Here is a 21,564-nt window from a genome sequence, read left to right on the forward strand (position 1 = left end):
CGTCAGTCAGCGGTTCACCGACTGGATTTCCTCCACCGTGATGTTCTGGGTGGCCTCGATCGTGCCGTCCGGCATGCCTATTGCTCCCGCCTGGCCCGTGCCCGTCCAGCTGATCTCCCAGGTGAGGGCTGCCTTGAGGGGGAGTGTGGCGCCGCCGGAGGAGCGGCGGTAGATGATCCCGCAGGGTGGTGTCTCCCCGGCCTTGCCCTTGGCGTAGGGCTCGCCGATCTTGCCGTTGACTATGGGGCAGCCGCCGTTTGCGGGGATCGTCGTCGCGTCCGCCGTGCCCGGGCTCAGCGTCAGGGATTTGGGTTTCGCTGTCGTGGTCGCGGTGATGGCGAACCCCGGCACGTTGATCGCCGCCGTTGCCTGGACCTCGTCGAACACGGCCTCGTCCAGCCACGCCCACGTCGGCAGGTTCACCTTGGTGATCGCCTCGGGCGCCAGTGTCACCTTGGTGCCGGGCAACTCCATGTGCTGGTACGCCAGTGCCGCCAGCATCTCCGGAGTGATGGCCTGCTCGTACCGCGCGGGCGGGGCCTCGCCGTTGTCGACCCAGAAGGGGAGTTCGCTGCACGACGTGCGCTTGAGGTAGTCCGGCTCGTTCGGGTTCTCGACGCCGGCCCAGAACATCCCCTCGCCGTCCTTGTCGACGTTGTAGTCCTTGTAGCCGGGGGTGTCGGTCCAGCCGTAGTCGTCCTCGTAGTGGCGCTGCGTCTCGCTCAGTGCCGCACCGGCGTGGCCGGTCATGCCGGGCTTGCCCATCTGGGACTTCAGGCTCTCGGACATCTTCTTCTTGAAGTCCTTGGCGCCCATGTAGGGGGCGTACCAGCAGGACGGCGGCGTCCAGTTGACGTCCGCGGACGATACGTTGCCGGCGCCGCCGCTCTTGGCCACGGCTCCGGAGTACTGGACGCTGGCGGCGGCGTAGATGCCGCTGCCGTTGCTGTCGCTGCCGCCCGTTTCTGTCTGGGAGCCACCCTTGTCGTAGTCCACCGGATCGGCCGCCGCGTCTGGCGCTGTGAGGGACAGGAGGCTGAGTACGAGCGTCAGCGCGGCAGTGCTGCCCAGAGCAGTACGTCGTGTTGAGATCACTGGCACTTCGCCGCCTTCGTCTCGACGAACACCTTGGACGCCTGCCACAGGCCGTCGCTCGTGGGGTACTTGACCATGATGATCTTGTAGTAGCCGAAGTCCTTGGGGCTGGCTTCGGTCTTCAGGACCTTCCCGGTCTTGACCTCTTTGCCGTAGAACTTGCTGGCATCCGAGCAGAACGCGACCTCTACCGAGTTGCCGTTCGCGGTCGAGCGAGTGGTGACGTCGAAGTGACGGCGAGTGCCGGTGCCGGTCCAGCCGCCCTTGATCCACTCGCCGATCTGCACCTGCGCGTAGTGCAGCCCGTCGCCCGTGGAGTACGCGGTCACGGCCGCGTCCTCCGCCGTGCGCTTGTCCACCCCCCGGTAGATGGCGCGGAGATAGTTCGCGGCATCATCCATCGCCGCCGCCTCGTTCTTCGCCTTCGGCTTGTCCCAGTCGAAGACCAGGTTCATGTCCTTGGGCAGGGATACGTCCACACCGTCCGGCTTGTCCGACGCCGCGCCCGCCGGCTCCGCCGATTTCGTCGGCTTCTTCGAGCCCTGGTCGGCGCCCGCGATCTTGTCGTTGTCGCTGGACTTGTCGTCCTCGCCCCCGCCGCACGCCGTCAGTAGGAGAGCTGCGGTCGCGGCGAGCGCGGCAGCAACGGGCAAAGATCGGCGCTTCACAGTGAACCCCCGTGAGATTTAGATGCATTCAAGAGCCACGACGGTATCCGTGGGGCGAACGCTTTCGCTACCGCGAACTTCCTTGTACGGCCGGTCGGACCTGGAGGAATCGGGGCAAGCCGATTGGCGTAAGTGACCCGATCGTGTCTGAGTGCACAGCGGACCCGGACACACCCCCGGATATGGCCTCCACCTGTGGCTCGGGCCCCGGGCAGCGGCATGCGTCCGGGGCCCGAGGCGTCTCAGTTCTGCTGGGCCGCCGCCGCGCCGCGCTCCGGCGTTCGGCAGCGCGGGCATCTGCAGGGTGGGTACGCCGACGTCTGCGGCAGTGGTGGCGGTAGCGGGCCCGCCCCTCCGGCGGTCCGGATCTCGACCCTGCTTCGCTCCCCGGTCACGGTGCCCTGCGCGTCGACCGTGTAGACCCGCAGGGTGAGGCGGGTGCCCTGGCGGCGGGGCCCGGCGAGTTCCAGTACGTCCGTCATCGGCGGGTACTGGTCCGCGCACTCCGGGCACGCGTAGACGTTGAAGCCGGGGCCCGTCGCCGCGTGTACCTCGTGGACCAGTACCGGCTGGGCCGTCACCCGGTGGCAGCGGGCGCACATCCGCACCGCGGGGCGCGTCATCGGGCGGCCACCGGGACGCCGTGGATACGGTCCGGGCCGACGTCGATGCCCACCGTCGCGAGGTAGAGGGCGCGACGGCGTTCGCGTTGGCGGCGGTGGTCTGCTGTGCGGTCACCTCGGATGGAGCTGAAGCGGGGTGGTGGGACCGGGACGAACCGGAGGGGCGGGAGTGCTCCCAGTCGGTGACGGCCGCGCGGGCGCGGGGTGCACAGGTCCAGCACCCTGGCGAGGAGGCGGAGAGTAAGGTCCAGCACGTTGACGCTCCTAGTAAGCGTTGGCCATGCCCCGGGACGGGTCGCGCCGTCGCCGGGGTATTTCGTGCCGTGAGCCTACATTGCTGCGCATGTCAGTGCATAGCAGTCTGCAGCTCTATGACCATCACTGCAGCTCAGTGCTGTTTTACGGTGGTAGGCATGGCAGGAGAAGCAGACGATTCACCGATTGACCCCAACAAGATCGCGTACGTCTATATGCAGGTGGCGGACCACATCGCCGCCCAGATCGCGTCCGGCGAGTTGCAGCCGGGAGCGCGGCTGGCCGGAGAGCGTGACCTCGGTACGGAGTACGGAGTCGCCTACCTGACCGCCCGTCGAGCGGTCCGCGAACTCCGCGACCGCGGCCTCGTCATCACCCTCCCCGCCAAGGGCACCTTCGTCGCCTACCCCGAGACGACAGGCGACGGCCAGGAGCAGTAGCAGGAGCAGTAGAGGGGGTCGCAGGACCCCGCAGGCGTTCGCGTTCACCACGCGTGGGCACAAAACAGGCATGCCATGCTGCCTCGCCGCCCCGCACGCCCTCCTCCGAGCCCTCCACTCCGCAGCCCGTCGCGGTACGGCGCAGGCGCGCCACCCTCACGCCCCCGACCCCGTAAATCTGGAACTGGTGACCCTCACCGAGGACCTGGCCGTCATCACCTGGCACACCGGTGTGGAATCGGAGGGCGAGGTCGTCTACGGCACCCATCCCGCCCATCTGAACCGGACCGCCTCCGAGGGCCGAGACACCGCTCACCACTACGTGGAGCTGACGGACCTCGAACCCGGTCAGACGTACTACTACCAGGCCCGTTCCCGCGGCTCCGCGGCCACACCCACCCCACTGCACCTGGTGAGCGGCAACGCCGTCGGCACCTCCCTCCACGGCTTCGGCACCCGCGCGGGCCCGTACTCCTTCACCACGCCCCAACCCCCGCCCGGCCGCCACCTGTTGTCGATCGCTCTCTGTAACGACCTCCACCTCGGTGAGACCACCGCCGGGCTGGTGACAGGCGTGCCGTTGATGCGCGGGATCTCGCAACGGCTCGGCCTCGGCCCGTATCCGGAGATCATGGGCCGGGCGCTGGTGGAGGAGGCGCACCGGCGCGGCGCCCGCCACCTGCTGGCCGCGGGGGACATATCCGCCGGCGGGGCACCGCGGGACCTCTCGGAGGCAAGACGCCTGCTGGACGGTTTCGGTACGCACGGGCAGGACTACTTCGTCGTACGCGGAAACCACGACCGGTGCGGTCGTCAGGGTGTGCAAGAAGGGCGCGGGGACAACTTCCTGGACGCCTTCCCCGCCGACGGCGGACCCGACGGGGAGGCCGCGTACTTCTCCCGCGACCTCGGCGGTCTGCGCATCCTCGGAGTCGACACGTACGAGAAGAGAGGGAACGGGGCCGGGCCCGGTGGGCTCTCCGACGAGCAACTCGCCTGGTTCCGGGCCGATGTGCGGGCGCACAAGGACCAGCCCACGGTGGTCTTCGGGCACCACCCGCTGACCGTACGCAACTCGCCGTTCCCCGTGACCAGCGGCCAACGCCTGAACCGCCGCCAGGCCCGCGCGATCCTCGACACGTACGCCGCCGCCCCCGGCGTCTTCCTCCACCACGCGGGCCACACCCACCGCAACAAGCGCACGGTCCTCCCGCAGGCACGGCACGTCACCTTGCAGGAGGTGGGCGCCGTGAAGGAGTACCCCGGTGGTTTCTGCCTGCTGCGGATACACACGGGCGGCTACGCCCTCAACTACTACAAGGCGAGCAGCGGCCCGGCGCGGGAGTGGAGCGAGCGGAGCAGGCGGGTCGCGGCGGGCCTGTGGCCGCAGTACGCACTCGGCCGCTCGGTCCACGACCGCAACAGCGTCGTCGTACGCGATCTCTCGGGCATCACGCCGACGGTGACACGGCGGCCCGCCCTGCGCGGCGCCGCCTGAAGCGGCTCACACGGGGCATGCGGCACGGGGCACAGGGCACGCGGCCCGTCAGGTCAGCCCAGCTTCGCGTTCTGCGTCTCCATCACCTTCGCCGCGAGCTTCGTGTCGCTCGGCCGGCCCTCCGCGATCGCCCTGCCGTTCACCGCGAAGTAGACGGCGACGACGTCGCCGTCGCGTACGGCGGCCGAGTGCATCGTGTGCGTGGTGCCCTGGACGGTCATCGTCGACTTGAAGGCGAGGGACTCGTCGCCCGCCTCGCCCGCCTTGTCCGTCTGCTCGGCGGCGACCGAGTCGTACGGGCTGCTGTTGCCCTTCGCCTCGGCGGTGAACCCGGCGCCGCAGGAGGACACCGCCTCGGACAGGTCCGCCATGGCCGACTCCGCCCCGCCGTCCGCGTAGGCGTTGAGCGTGACGTAGGTGACGTCGCCGCTGAGACCCTCCTTCGACACGGTTCGTGTGACGTCGGCCGTCGTCCCGCCCAGCGGGAGTTGGTTCAGCGCGTACGCCAGCGGGGCGCATGCCTTCTTGTCCACGGTCACCTCTTCCTGCGACTTGGCGAAGGCGTACTCGGTGGAGAGTTTCCCGACCTCGTCGCCGCCCCCGGCCTCCGACGTGGTGATCATGAGCTTCGACAGACGCTCCGCCGGGGTCGTCTTCTCGGCCTTGGACGCCGTGGCGCCGGCCCCGGGCCTGTCAGTGGCGTCCGTCTCCGAGTCGCCGCTCCCGCAGGCGGTCAGCCCGGTGAGCAGTACGGCGACGGAGAATGCGGACGCGGCCAGAGCGGCGGTTCGCTTCATGGGGGACTGGCTCCTTTTGTTTTTGGTTTACGGCGGGTTCTGGTGGGTGGTGGCGAGGGCTTGTACGTACTCCGGCTCCGGCGTCGATATTCCGGAGGCGTTGCCGTTCGTGGCCCTGCGGGCTCCTCGCCGTGCAGGCTTCACCTCTTCGGGTGTCTCGCCGACAGGCGTCACCTTCGCCCCCGTCACCGCACATCAACTCCCCGTCACCGACAGCCACCCGCCGTCCCCCTGTGGCCGAAGATCATCGCACGCTCCCGCATGCCTCTCGTGAGCGTGTCGTGCAGGGATGATGGACGCAGCGTGACCAACATCCGGCCGGGCGGCGGCAGATGATTCGCTGGTGCACAGTGGGGACCCCGGCCGGAACCCCGTGTGCGGCCCCTTCTTCAGCAGGGAACCGAACGCCCCTCGTTGCGCGTGGACAACGTCGTGGCGTGTGGGGTTCGCGGTCGCGGTCGCGCCTTGAGGGGCTTATGTGCTGCTGATACGGTGCGGTGGCTTGACACTCGTTCCGGCCAGGGCTATTTCGCAGTCTTTCGGGGGCTATTCGGCCGGGTCGGGCGGTACGCCCGGTGAGGGCCCAGTGCTCGAAATGCGTCAAGTGTGCCAAGTGTCCTGAATGACGAAGACCTTCTTGGGTGAAGACCTTCTTGGGTTACGGGGAGCGGTTGCGTGAAGATCCAAGAGCGTACGGGGGCGGGCAGCAACCGTTCCTCCGCGCCGGTTCAGCCGACGATGGGGGAGCGCCTTCCCTCGCCGCCTCGCGAGCGCAAACCGGCACTGGCCGCGCTCGCGGTGCTGCTGATCCTCGTGGGTGCGCTCGGGGCGACCATGCTCGTGCTGCGCGCCGGGGACCGCATCGAGGTCGTCAAGGTGACGGCCGACATCCAGGCCGGTGAGTCCGTCGGCGGCAAGGTGGAGTCGGTGCTGGTGGCCGACGACGCCGGGGTCAACTACATCAAGTGGACCCAGCTCAAGACCCTCAGGGGACTCAAGGCCAAGTCCACGATCTACGCGGGCACCCTCGTCATCGGCCAGATGTTCGGCACCGAGGCGAGCGTCCCGGCCGGCAAGGCCGTCGTCGGCCTCTCCCTCAAGGAGGGCCAGTACCCGCAGGGCATCGCGCCGGGCGACCTCGTGGCCGCCTACCAGGTCGGCAACACCGGCTCCTCGAACTCGAACTCCAACTCCAACTCCGACGCGGACTCGGACGACGCGACGGGCTCCGGTTCCACCGGCTCCGGCGACACCCCGATCGTCGACAACGCCCGCGTCACCAAAGTGCCGGACGGCAGCGACAGCACCATCAGCAGCACCAACCAGCGCGTCACCGTGACCGTCGACGAGAGCGATGCCGCCGCGCTGACCCGCGCCGCCGCGGCGAACCAGGTCGCCCTCGTCAAGGTCCCCGGCAACTAGCGGCAGAGAGTCACACACACCATGGCCCTCATCGCCCTCGCCGCGGACAAAGGCTCCCCCGGCGTCACCACGACGGCCGTCGCCCTCGCGGCGGTCTGGCCGCGCCGCGTGCTGCTCGCCGAGACCGACCCGGCCGGCGGCGACCTCGTGTACCGCAGCGCCGCCGCGCACGGCGGACCGCTGAACCCCAACACCGGCATGCTCTCCATAGCCGCCACGGCCCGCCGCGGCCTCGTACCGGACCAGATCTGGGACCACGTACAGCCGTTGAGCGGTGGGCTCGACGTGCTCGTCGGGCTCGCGCACGCCGAGCAGGCGGCCGGGCTCGCCGGGCTGTGGCCCACCCTCGGCCGTGCCTTCGCGCAGCTCGCCGACTCCGAGCACGCGCCCGCCGACGTCATAGCGGACTGCGGACGGATCAGCGGGGACTCCCCGGCCGTGGAGATGTTCTCGCAGGCCGCGCTCGTCCTGCTGGTGTCGCGAACCGAGCCGGAGGCCATCGCGCGGGTGCGCGACCGGGCCGCCGCGCTCACCGCCAAGCTGCACGGCGGACCGCGGGGCGCGGCGGCGCTCGGCACGCCCCTCATCGGCGTCGTGCTGATCACCGACCCGGGCGACTCCGCCAAGATCGTCCACCAGGTCGACGACATGCTGATGGCCGCGCAGACCGGCGCCCGCGTCGTCGGCACGATCGCCGAAGACCCCACCGGCGCCGACCAGTTGGCCGGCCGCAAGCGCGGACGGCTCGACAAGTCGCTGCTCATCCGCTCGGCACGCAAGGTGACCTCGGACCTCTACCAGCAGTTCGGCGCGGCCTGGTCCGTACCGACGGCCGGCGGTCCGGGCGGTCCCGGTGGCCCGGGCGGCCGGCCGACCGCCGGAGCCGGCCGATGACCGTGGCCGGCACGCAGAGGGCGACGGAGGCGGGCCGATGACCGCTGTCGACCACCAGCTCGTCAAGCGGTTCCGGCAGGACGCCGGTGACCGTATCGCCGAGCAGCGCCGCCTCGACCAGGTCTCCGGCGTCACGCCGATGTCCAACGAGGACGAGCGGCAGTACGCCCGCGCGGTCATCGCCCAGATCCTGGAGGACTACGCCCGCACGGAGATCAACTCCGGGCGCACGCCCCTGGACGCCGAGACCGAGGAGCAGTACGCCGCCGCCGTGCACGCGGCGCTCTTCGGCGTCGGGCGCCTGCAGCCGCTGCTGGACAACCCCGAGGTCGAGAACATCGACATCAACGGGTACGACCAGGTCTTCGTCGGCTACGCGAACGGCGAGGAGGTCAGGGCCGATCCGGTCGCCGAGACCGACGAGGAGCTGATCGAGCTGATCCAGATCCTCGGCGCGTACTCGGGTCTGTCCTCCCGGCCCTTCGACTCCGCGAACCCGCAGCTCGACCTGCGGCTGCCGGACGGTTCGCGACTGTCCGCCGTCATGGACGTGACCCGCAGACCCGCGCTGTCCATCCGTCGCGCCCGCATGGGCAAGGTCTTCATGTCGGACCTCGTCGGCAACGGCACGCTCACCCCCGAGGTCGGTCACTTCCTCGCCTGCGCGGTCCGGGCCCGTAAGAACATCATGATCGCGGGCGCCACCAACGCCGGAAAGACGACGCTCCTGCGCGCGCTCGCCAACGAGATCCCGCCGCAGGAACGCCTCATCACCGTCGAGCGCGCCCTGGAGCTGGGCCTCGACACCTTCGCCGATCTGCACCCGAACGTCGTGGCGTTCGAGGAGCGGCTGCCGAACTCCGAGGGCCAGGGCATGATCTCGATGGCCGAACTGGTCCGGCGGTCGCTGCGTATGAACCCCTCGCGCGTCATCGTCGGTGAGGTCCTCGGCGACGAGATCGTGACCATGCTGAACGCGATGTCGCAGGGCAACGACGGCTCGCTGTCCACGATCCACGCCAACAGCTCCCACGAGGTGTTCAACCGCATCTCCACCTACGCGCTCCAGGCCACCGAACGTCTGCCCATCGAGGCCAGCCAGATGCTCGTCGCGGGCGCGGTGAACTTCGTCGTCTTCGTCCAGCGGCGCAACAACTTCGAGTCGGGCGGCCGGCTCCAGCGTGTGGTCACCTCGATCCGCGAGGTCAACGGCGTCGACGGACGCGTCCTGTCCAGCGAGGTGTTCGCGGAGACACCGGACGGCCGGGTCCTGCCGCACGCGCCCCTGTCCTGCCTCGAAGACCTGATCCAGTACGGCTATCGCCTGCCCGGCGGGAACTGGGGGTGACTCGATCATGCAAGAACCGACCATGACCACGGGACGGCCGAGCATGACGCCGGCCGCTCTCGACTCGCTCGGCTCCATGGGCGGGCTGTTCTCCACGACGGTCCTGTACGCCCTCGCGTGCGGTGTCGCGGTGGGCGGCGGCCTCGCCCTGCTCACCGTCGCGGTCCGCGGCCTGCCAGCCAAGCCCGAGCACGAGAAGCAGAAGGCGAGCGAACGGGCCGCGGAGCTCGTACGGTTCGCCGGCCGGCGCGGTTCGATCGCCGCCATCGCCGGCATCGTCGTCCTGCTGCTCACCCGGTGGGCCGTCGCCGGTATCGCGACCGCCGTCCTCGTCTTCTTCTGGGACAAGCTCTTCGGCGGCGCCTCCGAGGAGAAGGCCGCCATGAAGCGCGTGGAGGCCCTCGCCTCCTGGACCGAGTCGCTGCGCGACACCATCGCGGGCGCGGTCGGCCTCGAACAGGCCATCCCCGCCTCCGCCCGCGCCTCGGCACCGGTCCTGCGTCCGCACCTCGACGCCCTCGTGGACCGACTGCGCTCCCGTACGCCGCTGCCCGAGGCCCTGCAGCAGCTCGCCGACGAGATCGACGACGCGTCAGCCGACATCATCGTGGCCGCGCTGATCCTCAACGCGCGCCTGCGCGGCCCGGGTCTGCGCCAGGTGCTTGGCGCGCTCGCCAAGTCGGCGCGCGAAGAGGTCGACATGCGCCAGCGCGTGATGGCCCAGCGCGCCTCGACCCGCCGCTCGGTGCAGATCGTCGTGGCCGTGTCGATCGCCTTCGTGCTCGGCCTGTCCATCTTCAACCGCGAGTTCGTCGAGCCGTACGGGACGGCCGTCGGCCAGCTCGTACTCGCGTGTGTCTGCGGTCTGTTCGCCCTCGGCTTCTGGTGGCTGCGCAAGCTGTCGACCATCGAGACGCCGGAGCGGTTCCTGGTGCGGGACGAGTCGGCGGTCCAGTTCGTCCGCCCCCGGACGCAGCCGGGCTCGCAGACGCCGCCCCAGCAGCAGACGCCGTCCCAGCAGCAGTCGCTGCCGCTGTCGTCGCCGGAGGAGGGGGTACGCCGATGAGCTCGACCCTGACCCTGCCCGTCCTGGTCGGTGCCGTCCTGGGCCTGGGCATCTACGTCCTGGTCCGCGCGCTGATGCCGGCCAAGCGCAGCGCGGTCGCCCAGGTCGCCCGCATCGACGCGATGAGGGCGCGGGGAGCGGCGTACGAGTCCGCGCACCGCACCTCCGACGCCGACGGCGGACGGCTCGGCAGCGTACGCGCCCGGGTCGGGCAGCGCGTCGCCCAGCTGTACATCCAGCAGGGCTGGGAACTGCGCTCGCTGCGGGCCGACCTGGCGGTGCTCGACCGGCGCTGGGAGAACTTCCTCGCGACGAAGGTGCTGCTGGGGGCCGCGGGACTGTTCTTCGGGCCGCTCATGTTCGCGGTGGTCTGGACGCTCGGCTTCAGCCGCAGCCCCGCCATCCCGGTCTGGCTGGCCCTGGTCTTCGCGCTCGTCTTCTTCTTCCTGCCGGACCTCGAAGTGCGGCGGGACGCGGCCGAGAAGCGGCGTGACCTGCGGCGCGTGATCGGCGCGTACCTCGACCTGGTGTCGATGAGCCTGGCGGGCGGCCGCGGTCTCCCCGAGGCGCTGATGGCGGCGGCCGAGGTCTCCGACGGCTGGGCCACGCAGCGCATCCGCAACGCGCTCGCGGACGCCCGCATCACCGGCATCAGCCAGTGGCAGGCCCTCGGCTCGCTGGGGGAGGAGATCGGGGTCGAGGAGCTGAAGGACCTGTCGGCCTCGTTGGCGCTGGTCGCGGACGACGGCGCGAAGGTGCGCGAGTCGCTCGCCTCGCGCGCCGAGACCATGCGGCACCGCGAACTCGCCGAGATCGAGGGCAGCGCGGGGGAGAAGTCGCAGTCGATGCTCGTGGCGCAGCTGCTGCTCTGCGCCGGTTTCCTGGTCTTCCTGATCTTCCCGGCGGCGATGCGCGTGTTCCAGGTCTGAGCCCGGCAACCACCAAACTCCTGCACCGACCCGAACTGTCTTGAGAGGACAACTCACCATGAACGGACGGAACTACAGCACCGGGATCCCGGGGGTGGACTTCCTGATCACCTTCCTCCAGGGCCGGGTGCAGCGCGCCCGCTCCGGCGAACTCGACCGCGGTGCGTCCGCGGTGGAGTGGGTCATCATCTCGGCGGTCGTCGTGGCGATCGTCGGCGTGGTCGCCGCGATCATCAACGCCGCGCTCAGCGACGGTGCCAACAAGGTCGGCGACTGCATCAAGGGCGCGGACGCGGGCAGCACCTGCTGATCCCGCCGGTTCCGCGGCTTCCGCAGCCGATTTCTCTCTCACGTACACGGGGTTGCTGGTGAGCGCACGACGCCTGGTCCGCCGGGTCCGCCGCCGGGTGGAGGCCGCCTCCGCCCGCGGCGACTCCGGCATGACCGCGATCGAGTTCGTGCTGCTCACGCCGGTCCTCTTCTTCATGATCTTCGCGACGGTGCAGTTCGCGCTGTACTTCTTCGCCGACCACGTGGCCCAGGCGGCGGCCCAGGCCGGTGCGCGCAAGGCCCGCGCCACGGCCGACGAGTCCCCGGGCGCGTGGCGCGGCGAGGCGCGGGACGTCGTGGACAGCTACATCGCGCAGCTGGGACCGCAGTTGGTGCTCGGCCCCGACGTGAACCTGCTCCAGCCGGACCCGGACACGGTCGGGGTGGAGATCACGGCGAAGGTGCCGTCGGTCTTCCCGGGGATGGATCTGACCGTGCACGCGCAGTCGGTGGGGCCGGTGGAGCGGTTCGTCGAGGATGACGGGAACTAGATGCGTCAGATGCGCCCACTTGTGAAGCTTGTGAGGCTTGTGGGGCGACCGCTTTCGCGCGGCGCCGGCCTCGGTGACCGGGGGCTGTCCACCGTGGAGGTGGTGATCCTCGCCCCGGTGATGATCCTCTTCATCCTGGTGCTGGTGGCCTTCGGGCAACTGGTCGACGGACGAGGAGCGCTCGACGGGGCCGCCCGGGACGCGGCCCGCTCCGGTTCGCTGCAACGGGACGAGGGTTCGGCGATGGCTCAGGCGCAGAAGGCCGCGGACGCCGACCTGGCGGACGTCTGCTCCGGTCCGGTGTCGGTGAACAAGACCAGCGCCGGTTTCGAGGACGCGGACCTCTTCACCGTGGAGGTCAGCTGCGAGGTGCGGGGCCTGGCGATGCTGGGTCTGGACGTACCGACCCGTCTTGAGGCGTCGTTCACCTCGCCGCTCGACCCCTTCAAGAGGAAGGCGTGATGGGGCGCGTGAAGGACTCCTTGGGTGCTTGGGCGGCGGCCCGCCGCGAGCGGCTCGACGACCGGGGGTCGGGCGCCGGCGCGGTGATCATCTTCGCGCTCGTGTTCCTGTCCCTGTCGGCCTTCGTCATCGACGGCGGCCTGTCCATCTCCAAGCGCGAACGGGCCGCCGACATCGCGGAACAGGCCGCCCGTTACGCGGCCCAGGACGTCGACCTCGACGCGCTGTACGAGAACGAGGGCGGCGGCGCCCCGATCCTCTTCGAGAACTGCGGCGCCCGCGTGAAGGCCTTCGCCCGTGAGATGGGCATGACCGGCGCCGACACAGCCGCCACGAACTGCGTCGCCGCGAACGCCGACCAGGTCGAGGTGGAGGTCCAGCTCACCTACTCACCGGTCTTCACAGGAATGTTCTACGGCGGCGACGTGACGGTACGGGGACGGGCTGTGGCGGAGAACGAGGTGGGATGAGCGACGCGGTCCCCCGGCGGGCTGAAACGTGACGACTGGGCTATGAGGGGGCAGGAGAACCGATGCGTGGGATGCGACGGGTGGCGCTGTACGTGGCGTTGCCGTTGGTGCTCGCCTGCGTGGCGGGCTTCGCGTGGTACCGCCTGAGTGACACCGCCCGGGGGTGGCGGTACGAGGACAAACTCGCCGGTTACTGCAAGGGGTTGATCCCGTACGACGAGTCGGCGGTGTTCACGGACTTGGACACGGCGGATCTGGACTTCACCGACCAGCGTTTCGGCGCCGGACTCGACTACGACATGTGCCGTGTCGGGAACATCAACCTCTTCCTCGGCCGGATCCCGGGCCAGGCGCTCGGTGCCAGCGAGAACGGCGAGAGCATGTTCACCGCGATCCAGCTGCGGGAGTGGGAGGTGCCACCCACTCCCCTCGGCGGTGGCTGGCACGGTTTCACAGGTCGGGGCGTCATCTCCGTGGTGCTCCCCTGCCGCAACAAAGACGTCTCCGTGGCCGTCTCCGCGCAGGAGCTCACCTCCGATGCCCCGTCTCCGGAAAGAGCCCGGAAGATTGCCGAACTGGCTACCACCATCGCGGTGAACGCAGCCCGCCGGTGGTCCTGTGAAGCGGACCCCGGCGGTCGGATCCCGGATCTTCCGGCGGCGCCCAAGCCGTCGCGATCAGGCGTCGCGGAGGGAACCTGCCAGGGTGTGCCGCTGCGTGGGCATGCCGGCCTCGTCCGGCCGATCATGGAGACGGAGACGTCCGGTACCGCCCCGATGGAAGGCTGCCTGCTGGGCGCGAGCGAGGCGCCGGACGGGGTGGGAGGTGAGGCCCGCTACAGGCTCTATGGCTCGTTCGGTCCGTTCGCCCAGAGGCTTCGTTCGGCATCGGATGAGGAAAAATACGGTCAGCAGTACAACCGCACGGCGGGAAGCGATTCCTACGGCGTGTGGGCGAGTGCCAAGTGCCCTGGGTTCAGTGCTCGGGCGCTGTTCACGCTCGACTCCGACGTGAGGAATTCCCTCGACACCGCGGCGCAGCGGGACTTGGCCGAGAACCTTCTCACCGGTTTCGCCCAGGCTTCAGCAAAACGCCACCATTGCACGGACCTGCGGCTTCCCGGCTGACGCGCATCTTTCGGGCGCGTCAGCGGTTGACCGACTGGATTTCCTGGACGTTCATGGGCCGGGTGGTCTCGAAGGTGCCGTTCGGGAGGGTGCCGCCCGCGCCGCCGGTGCCTTCCCAGGTGATCCGCCAGGTGACGGAGGCCTTCAGCTCGTACGGGTCGCCGCCTGTGGCCCGCCGGTAGGAGATGCCGCACGGCGGTGTCGTACCGGCGTCACCCGTCCGGTACGGGGTGCCGATCGAGCCGTCCTCGTTGATCCCGCAGTCGCCGGAGGCGGGGAAGGTGTCCGCGTCCGCCGTGCCCGGCTCCAGGTGCAGCGCGACCGGCTTCGCCGTCGTCCGTGCCCACAGGTTCGTGTTCGGCAGTTCGGCGCGGACCTCGACCTCCTGGAACGTGCCCTTGTCCAGCCACACCCAGGTCGGCGCGTTCACCGTCGACCTGGCTGCCGGCTTCAGCTCGATCTCGGTACCGGGGACCTCGACCTTGTCGTACGCGTACTCGGCGAGGGTCTTGGCGGTGGGGGCGTTCGGGACGGCGGGGATGTCGCCGGCGTTCTGCCAGAACATGACGCGTTCGCAGTCCCACGAGGCCGGGTGGGCGGGGTCGGGGGCCACACCCCGCCAGAAGTACCCGTCCTTGCCGGTGTTGTAGTCCTCGTAACCCTTGACGGTGTCGAGGGAGCCGTCCTTGAAGTTGTAGGCGTCCTTGCCGTCCCGGTAGTGGTCCGTCCACAGCTTCTCGCCGCCCCAGGACGTGTGCGGGCTGACGTGTCCCAGGCCGTTCGTCTCCGCGAGCGCCTTGAGCTGGGCCGAGGTGAGGACGGGTTCGTACCAGCAGGGCGGTGGCGTCCAGTTCACGTCCGTCGACGAGAGGCTGCCGCGCTTGCCGCCGGTGGGGCCGCTGACCTGGGTGACCTTGATGCGGGAGACGGTGGCGGACACGTCATGGCCGTGAGCGTCGCCGGAAGCACCGGGTGCCGGGGTGGTCGCCCTGTCCCCGTCCAGGTCGGCGTAGGCGTTGCCGCCGCTCCACAGCACGGCGGCGGCGGTCGCACCCGCGATCAGGAGCCGCGAGGAGGCCGGAATCCTCATACCCGGCATTCCTTCGCCTTGCTGACGACCTCGGAGACCTGCGCTTTCCAGACCTGGGAGGAGCCCGACGGCGGCAGCATGAGCAGCCGGAACTTCAAATAGCTGCTCAGGCTTTCCTCGGTGCGGTTGATCTCCCCGGACTCGATGTCCTTGCTGAAGATCTTCGACTGGTCGCTGCAGAAGGTGACGAGGGTGCGTTTGCCATCGCTCAGTGTGGTGACGTCCTCGTCGTAGTACATCTCGGTTCCGGAGGGAGTCCAGCCTCCCTTCACGGCTGCCTCGATCTGCGACTTGACGTACTGCGTGGCCTGGCCGCCCGAGTAGTACCGGTAGGCCGGGTCGTCCGGGTCCTGCGCGACGATGCCGTGGTACATCGCCCGGAGGTAGTTCTTCGCGTCGGCGAGTGCGGCCTCGTGCTTCGCGTCGGAGGGCTTGTCGAAGTCGAAGACGAGGTCGACGTCCTTCGGCAGGCTGAGGTCGGGACCGTCGCCGTCCGCCGAAGTGGAGGCGGTGGCCGACGGGCTGACGTTCGCCCCCGTGTCCGCCCCCTTGATGTCGTCCGACGGCTTGTCGTTGTTTCCTGTGCACGCGGTGAGCAGGAGTGCCGCCGTGGCGGCGAGCGCGGCGGTGGTCACGGTGTGGCGGGCCACGGTTGTACTCCCCCTGTTTAAGGCGTGTGCGCATGTGTGCTCGTGTGCAGCAGGGAACGAAGCTATCAGGGGGGCGTAGAGGCCCTCGGGTCAGCGCTGGGGGATTGTGTGGGGATCGTGAGGGCCGGGCCCATGGCAGTTGCGAAGCCGTACCGATTCGGGCGGCGGCGGGCAGGCGGTTGACCGGGCGAATCGGGCTTACGCCGCAGATGTCGATGAACCCGGCGCGGCGAAGGCACGCACGCTCTCCCCACCCTTCGACAGGCTCAATACGATCTAAGTAGGCTCAGCACACCCCTGTTCTCCCTCCCTTCCCACACGACATCAGGACACCCGCCATGGCGCGACGTACCACTTCCAACTCGCCGGGAAGCTCGCCGGGCTCGGCGGGCTCGCCGGGTCCGAGGAATCGGACGCCGCAGCCCCTGCCCCGGCGCCGCCGCACGGTGGGGGACTTCGTCAAGGCGTTCCTCGCCTTCGTCGCCCTGCTCGTGCTGCTCGTCGGCGTGCCCGGCGCGCTCGCCGTCCAGATCGGCTGGCCGCTGCCCTCCGGCGCGCCGACGACGGAGTGGCTGCAGCAGGAGATCACCGTCGACACGTTCATCAACGTGCTGACCGTGGTCGTCTGGCTGGCCTGGGCCCAGTTCACCGCGTGTGTGCTCGTCGAGATGAAGGCCGCGCTGTCCGGTGTCGGACTGCCCAACCGGGTGCCCGGGGCCGGCCCGAGCCAGCTGCTCGCACGGCAGCTCGTCGCCGCGCTGCTGCTGGTCGGCGCCGCCGCGGCGAGCTTCACGCCGGGTCTGTCGCAGCTGGGCCAGCAGTTGGAGGGGAACCAGCGGCCCGCCGTCGCCGCGGCGGCGCAGCAGACCCCGGGCGGGCTGCTGGCACAGCAGCAGGCGCAGACCGCCGCGAGCGCCGCCGCACTGGCCGAGCAGGCCGCCGAAGCCGCCGCGCACGCGGAGGGCGGGGGCGCCCACGCGTCCGAGGACGCCACGAAGTTCTACCGGATCCAGCCGCCCGAGGGCCGCCATCACGACTCCCTCTGGGAGGTCGCCGAGCGCCACCTCGGAGACGGACGCCGGTACAAGGAGATCTACCAGCTCAACAAGGACCGCGCGCAGCCCGACGGTTCGAAACTCTCCGAGGCCAGCCTCATCCGGCCCGGCTGGATCATGGAGATGCCCGGCGACGCCCGCGGCGGCGAACTGGTCGAGATGCCCGACGAGGCCCCGAAGGTCTCGCCGGACGTCCAGCGGCAGATCTCCGACTACGCCAGGACCGGCGGCGCGCAGGAGCAGGGCCGGCCCGGACAGCAGGGGGCAGGCCGGCAGGACGGCGGGTCCGGTGCGCGGGATCGCGACACCGCCCACATCAGCCTTCCCGAGCAGCGCCCCGGTCAGGGGCATGAGCAGGGCCGCCAGGGCGGGCAGGAGCATGCCGCGCCCGCCGCCGGTGAGGGCGGCGGGTTCGGGCTGCCGCAGGCACTCCTCGGCGCGCCCCTCCTCGCCGCCGGTCTCCTCGGCGCACTCGGCCGGCGCCGCCGCCAGGCGCTGTGGCAGTCCGCGCTCGGTGCCGTCGGCGGGCGCCGCGGCATGGAGCCGCCGACGCCCACCGGCGCCGCGGCCGACGCGCAGGACGCGCTGTTGGTGGGGGCCGACCCCGAGGGCGTACGCCTGCTGGACCGGTCGTTGCGCGGGCTCGCCGCGTCGCTGGCGGGGGAGTCCCGTCCGCTGCCGACCGTGTACGCGGCCTGGATGGGCGGCAACGGCGATCTGCACCTCCAGCTCGCCCAGCCGGCCGGCCGGCCGCCCGCGCCGTGGCAGCTCGGGCAGGACCAGACGTTCTGGATGCTGGCCCGCGCCGACGCCGAGCGGTACGAGGACGTGGACACGGCCGCCCCGTACCCCGGGCTCGTCAGTCTCGGCACGATGGACGACTCGCGGCTGCTGCTCAACCTGGAGTCGGTGCCCGGCATCGTCTCGCTGAGCGGCCGTGAGCAGGACCGGGCGGGCGTCTTCGCCTCCGTGGCCGCCGAGTTGGCCACCAACGGGTGGTCCGACCGCATGACCATCACCCTCGTCGGCTTCGGCGAGGACCTGACACCTCTCGCCCCGAACCGGCTCCGCCACCTCGACGACATCGAGGCACTCGTGGAGACCATGGAGGCCGAGACGCGGCAGCGGCGCGGGGCACTGGGGGCGGCCGGGCACGACTCCGTTCTCACCGGGCGTACGGGGCCTGCCCAGCACACCCGTTGGGCGCCGCACCTCGTGCTGCTCGCCGCCGAGCCGTCCGCCGAGGACGCCGTCACACTCGCCGAACTGGCCGCCGACGCCAGCCGGTTGGGCATCGGATACCTCGTCGGCACCCAGTCGGGCGATCTGCCCGGCGCCGCCTGGGAGATGGAGATCACCAGCGAGGGCAAGCTCCTCGCGCCGCTCCTCGGCCTCGAACTCGACGCGCAGCTCCTGCCGGTGTCCCAGCAGCGCGCGGTCGTCGAGCTGTTCACCGACGCCGACCCCGACCGCGACGACGACCGGCCCACCCCGACACCGCCGTTCCTCGTCGACATCAGCGAGCAGGGGCGTCCCGCGGTGTACGCGCGGCTCGTCGGCCCGTACGAGATCATCGGGCTCGACACGCCGGACGGTGAGCGCAGTCCGCTGCTCCACGAGGCGCTGGCGCTGCTGCTCCTGCACCGCGAGGGCGTGCACCCGCGGGTGCTGTCCTCCGCGCTCTGGCCGCGCGGGGTCACCGACGACGTACGGGACGCGCTCGTCGAGCGGCTGCGCGCCTGGCTCGGCGCCGACCCGGACGGCACACCCCGCCTCGCCGCCGACGCGACCGGGCGGCTCAAGCTCGCCAAGTCCGTGGTGTCCGACCTGGACGTCCTGCGCTCGCTCTACCACGAGGCCACCCAGGGCCGGGGCGCCGGCAGCCGCGCGGTCCGCGGCCGTCTGCTGACCGACGCGCTGGTGCTCGTACGGGGTCCGCTGCTGGCCGAGCGGCCCGAGGGGCGGTACGGCTGGCTGACCCACGAGATCATCGACGCCCAACTGCCGCTGCTCGTCGCGGACATCGGGCTCGCCCTCTCCGCGTTCCACCTGGAGAAGGACCGGGCCGAGAAGGCGATCGAGGCGCTCGACGCGGCGCTGGGCTCCGCGCCCGCCGACGAGCGGCTGTGGCACGAGCTGCTGCGGGCCACGCACGCGACCGGCGACAGCGACCGGCTGAAGCGGCTCGCGGCGGACCTCGTCGCACGCAGCGGCGCGCGCGGACTGCCGCCCCGGACCGAGGCGCTCCTCGACGAGCTGCTGCCGACCTGGCGCAGCGGCGTCGCCGCCGCGGGATGAACGGCCTCGGGCCGATCGACCTGATGGTGATCGTCGGCGCCGTCCTGTGGGGCGGCGTCGCCGGTCTGTTCGTGCCCCGTCCCGCGTACCGCTTCTCCGTCGACCCCGACGAGCCGTGGGCGGACCGGTGTCCCGAGGGACACCGGATCGGCGGCCCCCTCGGCGGCCCCCTCGGCGGCCCCCTCAGTGGCCCGCTCGGCGGCTGGGTCGGCCCGGCCCGGTGCCGGGAGTGCGGGGGGAGTGCGTACGGTCCCGGCACCCTCCTCGTCGCCCTCGCCACCGCTCTCGTGTGCGGTGCCCTCGCCGCGGCCACCGGTACCCGGCCCGAGCTGGCCGTCTGGCTGCTGCTCGCGCCCCTCGGCGTACTCCTCGCCGTCGTGGACTTCCGCGTCCAGCGCCTGCCGGACGTACTGACGCTGTCCCTGGCCGGCGCCGCCCTGGTCCTGCTCGCGGGCGCCTGGGCCGCGCCCGAGCACGCCGGCTACTGGCCGACCGCGCTGTACGGCTCCCTGGCTCTCGGCGGGGGCTACTTCGTCCTCTTCCTCATCAGCCCGAACGGCATGGGCTTCGGCGACGTGAAACTCGCCCTCGGGCTCGGTGCCGTCCTCGGCTGGTACGGCTGGGGGACCGTGCTGCTCGGCACGTTCGCGGGGTTCCTGTTCGGCGGGCTGTACGGGATGGGGCTCGTCGTGGCCCGCAGGGCAGGGCGCAAGACGTCCATTCCCTTCGGCCCCTTCCTGATCGCGGGCGGGTTCACGGGCCTGCTGATAGGGGCGTACGCCGCCTGACGTCGGGTGGTCGCACGGCCTGGCGTACGCTGACTGAGTCTGTCCACACCCCCATGAAAGGGACCGCCCCGGTGACCGAGAAGGCCGACCTCCAGTCCGTCCTCGACCGTGCCGCCGAGGGTGGGCGGATCACCCCGGAAGAGGCGCTCGACCTCTACCGCGACGCTCCGCTGCACGCGCTCGGCTCCGCGGCCGACGCCGTACGCCGCCGCCGGTACGCCGGTACGGAGCACATCGCGACGTACATCATCGAGCGGAACATCAACTACACGAACGTCTGCGTCACGGCGTGCAAGTTCTGCGCGTTCTACGCCCCGCCCAAGGACACCGCCAAGGGCTGGACGCGCGACCTCGACGACATCCTGCGCCGCTGCGCGGAGACCGTCGAGCTGGGCGGCACGCAGATCATGTTCCAGGGCGGGCACCACCCGGACTTCGGTGTCGAGTACTACGAGGAGCACTTCTCCGCGATCAAGGCCGCGTATCCGCAGCTCGTCATCCACAGCCTGGGGGCGAGCGAGGTCGAGCACATGGCCCGTATCTCCAAGGTCTCCGCGAAGGAGGCCATCGAGCGCATTCACGCCGCCGGGCTCGACTCCTTCGCCGGCGCCGGCGCCGAACTGCTGCCCGCGCGGCCCCGCAAGGCCATCGCCCCGCTGAAGGAGAGCGGCGAGCGCTGGCTGGAGATCATGGAGATCGCGCACAACCTGGGCGTGGAGTCCACGTCCACCATGCTCATGGGCACCGGCGAGACCAACGCCGAGCGCATCGAGCACCTGCGGATGATCCGTGACGTACAGGACCGGACGGGCGGCTTCCGGGCCTTCATCCCGTACACGTACCAGCCCGAGAACAACCACCTCAAGGGCCGTACGCAGGCCACGCTCTTCGAGTACCTGCGGATGATCGCCATCGCGCGGCTGTTCATGGACAACGTGGCCCACATCCAGGGCTCGTGGCTCACCACCGGCAAGGAGGTCGGCCAGCTGTCGCTGCACTACGGCGCGGACGACCTCGGTTCGATCATGCTGGAGGAGAACGTCGTCTCGTCGGCCGGTGCCAAGCACCGCTCGAACCGCATGGAGATCATCGACCTGATCCGCAAGGCGGGCCGCGTCCCGGCGCAGCGGGCCACGACGTACGAGCATCTCGTCGTCCACGACGACCCGGCGAACGACCCCGTCGACGACCGGGTCCAGTCGCACATCTCGTCGACCGCGATCGAGGGCGGGACCGCTCACCCCGAGTTGAAGCTGCTCGCCACCAACTAGGCCCGGAGCAAAGGGGGTTCCGTTCCGGTGGCGCTGACGATTCACGCGGCGGACGAACTGCGGCACAGCTGGGACGACTCCGACCCGACCGGCGACCCCGTCAAGGGCGGGGCCGTCGCGGTGGAGGGGGACCGGGTCGCCGCGACGGGGTCCCTGGCGGAGCTGCGGGAGCGGTTTCCGGGTGCTCGGGTGCGGTCGTGGCCCGGGGTACTCGGGCCCGGCCTGGTCCATCGGGGGCCGGTCCCGGACGCGCCCACGCCCCGCGAGCGGGTTCACGCTCTGCTGAAGTCGGGGGCGGTCGCCGTGCTGGCGGAGTACGTGGACACGGCTGAGCTGCGGGCCGCCGCCGAGCGTACGGATGTGGTCGTGTCGGCCGGTGCCGCGCCGCCCGTGATCCGGCCGACGGGCCGGGCCGATCTCGCGGTCTTCGGCGAGGACGGGGTGTGTCTGGCGACGGTGTGCGGGGGGCGGTTGGTGCACCGGCGCCGGTAGCTCCG

At 70.6% G+C, this 21,564-nt stretch carries 23 protein-coding genes; 16 read left to right on the forward strand and 7 right to left on the reverse strand.

Annotated features, from left to right (window positions below):
• Positions 1-6: 6 nt before the first annotated feature.
• From ACH4DZ_RS32720 to ACH4DZ_RS32735, 4 genes are all read right to left on the reverse strand, one after another.
• Positions 7-1,095, reverse strand: coding sequence for a hypothetical protein (locus ACH4DZ_RS32720; RefSeq protein ID WP_398291283.1), 1,089 nt, complete (start codon positions 1,093-1,095; stop codon positions 7-9).
• On the reverse strand, positions 1,092-1,763 hold the full coding sequence (locus tag ACH4DZ_RS32725) for a hypothetical protein (protein WP_398291285.1): 672 nt from the start codon (positions 1,761-1,763) through the stop codon (positions 1,092-1,094). Before ACH4DZ_RS32725 ends, ACH4DZ_RS32720 begins: the two co-directional genes overlap by 4 nt.
• Positions 1,764-2,005: 242 nt before the next feature.
• Positions 2,006-2,386 (reverse strand): hypothetical protein, encoded by a 381-nt coding sequence (locus tag ACH4DZ_RS32730; RefSeq protein WP_398291287.1) that lies wholly within the window; start codon positions 2,384-2,386, stop codon positions 2,006-2,008.
• Positions 2,383-2,640 carry a hypothetical protein gene (locus ACH4DZ_RS32735; protein ID WP_398291289.1) on the reverse strand — a complete coding sequence of 86 codons (258 nt, stop codon included), beginning with the start codon at positions 2,638-2,640 and terminating at the stop codon, positions 2,383-2,385. Before ACH4DZ_RS32735 ends, ACH4DZ_RS32730 begins: the two co-directional genes overlap by 4 nt.
• Before the next feature lie 159 nt (positions 2,641-2,799).
• Here ACH4DZ_RS32735 and ACH4DZ_RS32740 point away from each other — a divergent pair, with 159 nt between their 5' ends.
• Entirely contained in the window at positions 2,800-3,081 is a 282-nt protein-coding gene (locus tag ACH4DZ_RS32740; protein WP_398291291.1) for a winged helix-turn-helix domain-containing protein, read from the forward strand.
• A 70-nt stretch (positions 3,082-3,151) separates the two neighbouring features.
• The gene (locus tag ACH4DZ_RS32745; protein WP_398291293.1) at positions 3,152-4,579 is read left to right on the forward strand and encodes a metallophosphoesterase; all 1,428 of its coding nucleotides are present in this window, start codon (positions 3,152-3,154) and stop codon (positions 4,577-4,579) included.
• Between the two features lie 53 nt (positions 4,580-4,632).
• On the opposite strand, the gene ACH4DZ_RS32750 is transcribed toward ACH4DZ_RS32745, so the two are convergent.
• On the reverse strand, positions 4,633-5,376 hold the full coding sequence (locus ACH4DZ_RS32750; protein WP_398291295.1) for a hypothetical protein: 744 nt from the start codon (positions 5,374-5,376) through the stop codon (positions 4,633-4,635).
• 675 nt (positions 5,377-6,051) lie between these two features.
• On the opposite strand from ACH4DZ_RS32750, the gene ACH4DZ_RS32755 reads away from it, so the two are divergent.
• From ACH4DZ_RS32755 to ACH4DZ_RS32800, 10 genes are all read left to right on the forward strand, one after another.
• A complete protein-coding gene (locus tag ACH4DZ_RS32755) occupies positions 6,052-6,798 on the forward strand; it encodes a hypothetical protein (RefSeq protein ID WP_398291297.1) in 747 nt (248 codons plus the stop codon).
• 21 nt (positions 6,799-6,819) lie between these two features.
• On the forward strand, positions 6,820-7,692 hold the full coding sequence (locus ACH4DZ_RS32760; RefSeq protein ID WP_398291299.1) for a hypothetical protein: 873 nt from the start codon (positions 6,820-6,822) through the stop codon (positions 7,690-7,692).
• A gap of 37 nt (positions 7,693-7,729) precedes the next feature.
• Positions 7,730-9,040 carry a CpaF family protein gene (locus tag ACH4DZ_RS32765; RefSeq protein ID WP_398291301.1) on the forward strand — a complete coding sequence of 437 codons (1,311 nt, stop codon included), beginning with the start codon at positions 7,730-7,732 and terminating at the stop codon, positions 9,038-9,040.
• A gap of 76 nt (positions 9,041-9,116) precedes the next feature.
• Complete coding sequence (locus tag ACH4DZ_RS32770) at positions 9,117-10,106, forward strand: type II secretion system F family protein (protein WP_398291654.1); 990 nt, start codon at positions 9,117-9,119, stop codon at positions 10,104-10,106.
• The gene (locus ACH4DZ_RS32775) at positions 10,103-11,035 is read left to right on the forward strand and encodes a type II secretion system F family protein (protein WP_398291303.1); all 933 of its coding nucleotides are present in this window, start codon (positions 10,103-10,105) and stop codon (positions 11,033-11,035) included. Before ACH4DZ_RS32770 ends, ACH4DZ_RS32775 begins: the two co-directional genes overlap by 4 nt.
• Before the next feature lie 58 nt (positions 11,036-11,093).
• Positions 11,094-11,345 carry a hypothetical protein gene (locus ACH4DZ_RS32780; protein ID WP_055509289.1) on the forward strand — a complete coding sequence of 84 codons (252 nt, stop codon included), beginning with the start codon at positions 11,094-11,096 and terminating at the stop codon, positions 11,343-11,345.
• Between the two features lie 130 nt (positions 11,346-11,475).
• Positions 11,476-11,856: a TadE family protein gene (locus ACH4DZ_RS32785; protein WP_398291656.1), complete on the forward strand. Its 381-nt coding sequence runs from the start codon at positions 11,476-11,478 to the stop codon at positions 11,854-11,856.
• Positions 11,857-11,865: 9 nt separating this feature from the next.
• On the forward strand, positions 11,866-12,318 hold the full coding sequence (locus ACH4DZ_RS32790) for a TadE/TadG family type IV pilus assembly protein (protein WP_398291305.1): 453 nt from the start codon (positions 11,866-11,868) through the stop codon (positions 12,316-12,318).
• Positions 12,318-12,788 carry a pilus assembly protein TadG-related protein gene (locus ACH4DZ_RS32795; RefSeq protein WP_398291307.1) on the forward strand — a complete coding sequence of 157 codons (471 nt, stop codon included), beginning with the start codon at positions 12,318-12,320 and terminating at the stop codon, positions 12,786-12,788. The genes ACH4DZ_RS32790 and ACH4DZ_RS32795 overlap by 1 nt, the downstream gene beginning before the upstream one ends.
• Positions 12,789-12,868: 80 nt before the next feature.
• A complete protein-coding gene (locus tag ACH4DZ_RS32800) occupies positions 12,869-13,915 on the forward strand; it encodes a hypothetical protein (protein WP_398291309.1) in 1,047 nt (348 codons plus the stop codon).
• 19 nt (positions 13,916-13,934) lie between these two features.
• Here ACH4DZ_RS32800 and ACH4DZ_RS32805 read toward each other — a convergent pair whose 3' ends face one another.
• Positions 13,935-15,005 (reverse strand): hypothetical protein, encoded by a 1,071-nt coding sequence (locus ACH4DZ_RS32805; RefSeq protein WP_398291311.1) that lies wholly within the window; start codon positions 15,003-15,005, stop codon positions 13,935-13,937.
• On the reverse strand, positions 15,002-15,655 hold the full coding sequence (locus tag ACH4DZ_RS32810) for a hypothetical protein (RefSeq protein WP_398291313.1): 654 nt from the start codon (positions 15,653-15,655) through the stop codon (positions 15,002-15,004). Before ACH4DZ_RS32810 ends, ACH4DZ_RS32805 begins: the two co-directional genes overlap by 4 nt.
• A 338-nt stretch (positions 15,656-15,993) precedes the next feature.
• Here ACH4DZ_RS32810 and ACH4DZ_RS32815 point away from each other — a divergent pair, with 338 nt between their 5' ends.
• The 4 genes from ACH4DZ_RS32815 to ACH4DZ_RS32830 all read left to right on the forward strand — a co-directional run bounded on the left by ACH4DZ_RS32815 (position 15,994) and on the right by ACH4DZ_RS32830 (position 21,559).
• Positions 15,994-19,008, forward strand: a complete 3,015-nt coding sequence (locus tag ACH4DZ_RS32815) for a BTAD domain-containing putative transcriptional regulator (protein WP_398291315.1) — start codon at positions 15,994-15,996, stop codon at positions 19,006-19,008.
• Positions 19,005-19,796, forward strand: coding sequence for a prepilin peptidase (locus ACH4DZ_RS32820; RefSeq protein WP_398291317.1), 792 nt, complete (start codon positions 19,005-19,007; stop codon positions 19,794-19,796). The genes ACH4DZ_RS32815 and ACH4DZ_RS32820 overlap by 4 nt, the downstream gene beginning before the upstream one ends.
• A 71-nt stretch (positions 19,797-19,867) precedes the next feature.
• Positions 19,868-21,067: a cyclic dehypoxanthinyl futalosine synthase gene (gene mqnC, locus ACH4DZ_RS32825; protein ID WP_398291658.1), complete on the forward strand. Its 1,200-nt coding sequence runs from the start codon at positions 19,868-19,870 to the stop codon at positions 21,065-21,067.
• 27 nt (positions 21,068-21,094) lie between these two features.
• Entirely contained in the window at positions 21,095-21,559 is a 465-nt protein-coding gene (locus ACH4DZ_RS32830; RefSeq protein ID WP_398291319.1) for an imidazolonepropionase-like domain-containing protein, read from the forward strand.
• Positions 21,560-21,564 lie beyond the last annotated feature (5 nt).

Origin of the sequence: Streptomyces sp. NPDC017991 (genome assembly GCF_044328075.1) — a bacterium.
In the GTDB taxonomy this organism is placed as follows: Bacteria; Actinomycetota; Actinomycetes; order Streptomycetales; family Streptomycetaceae; genus Streptomyces.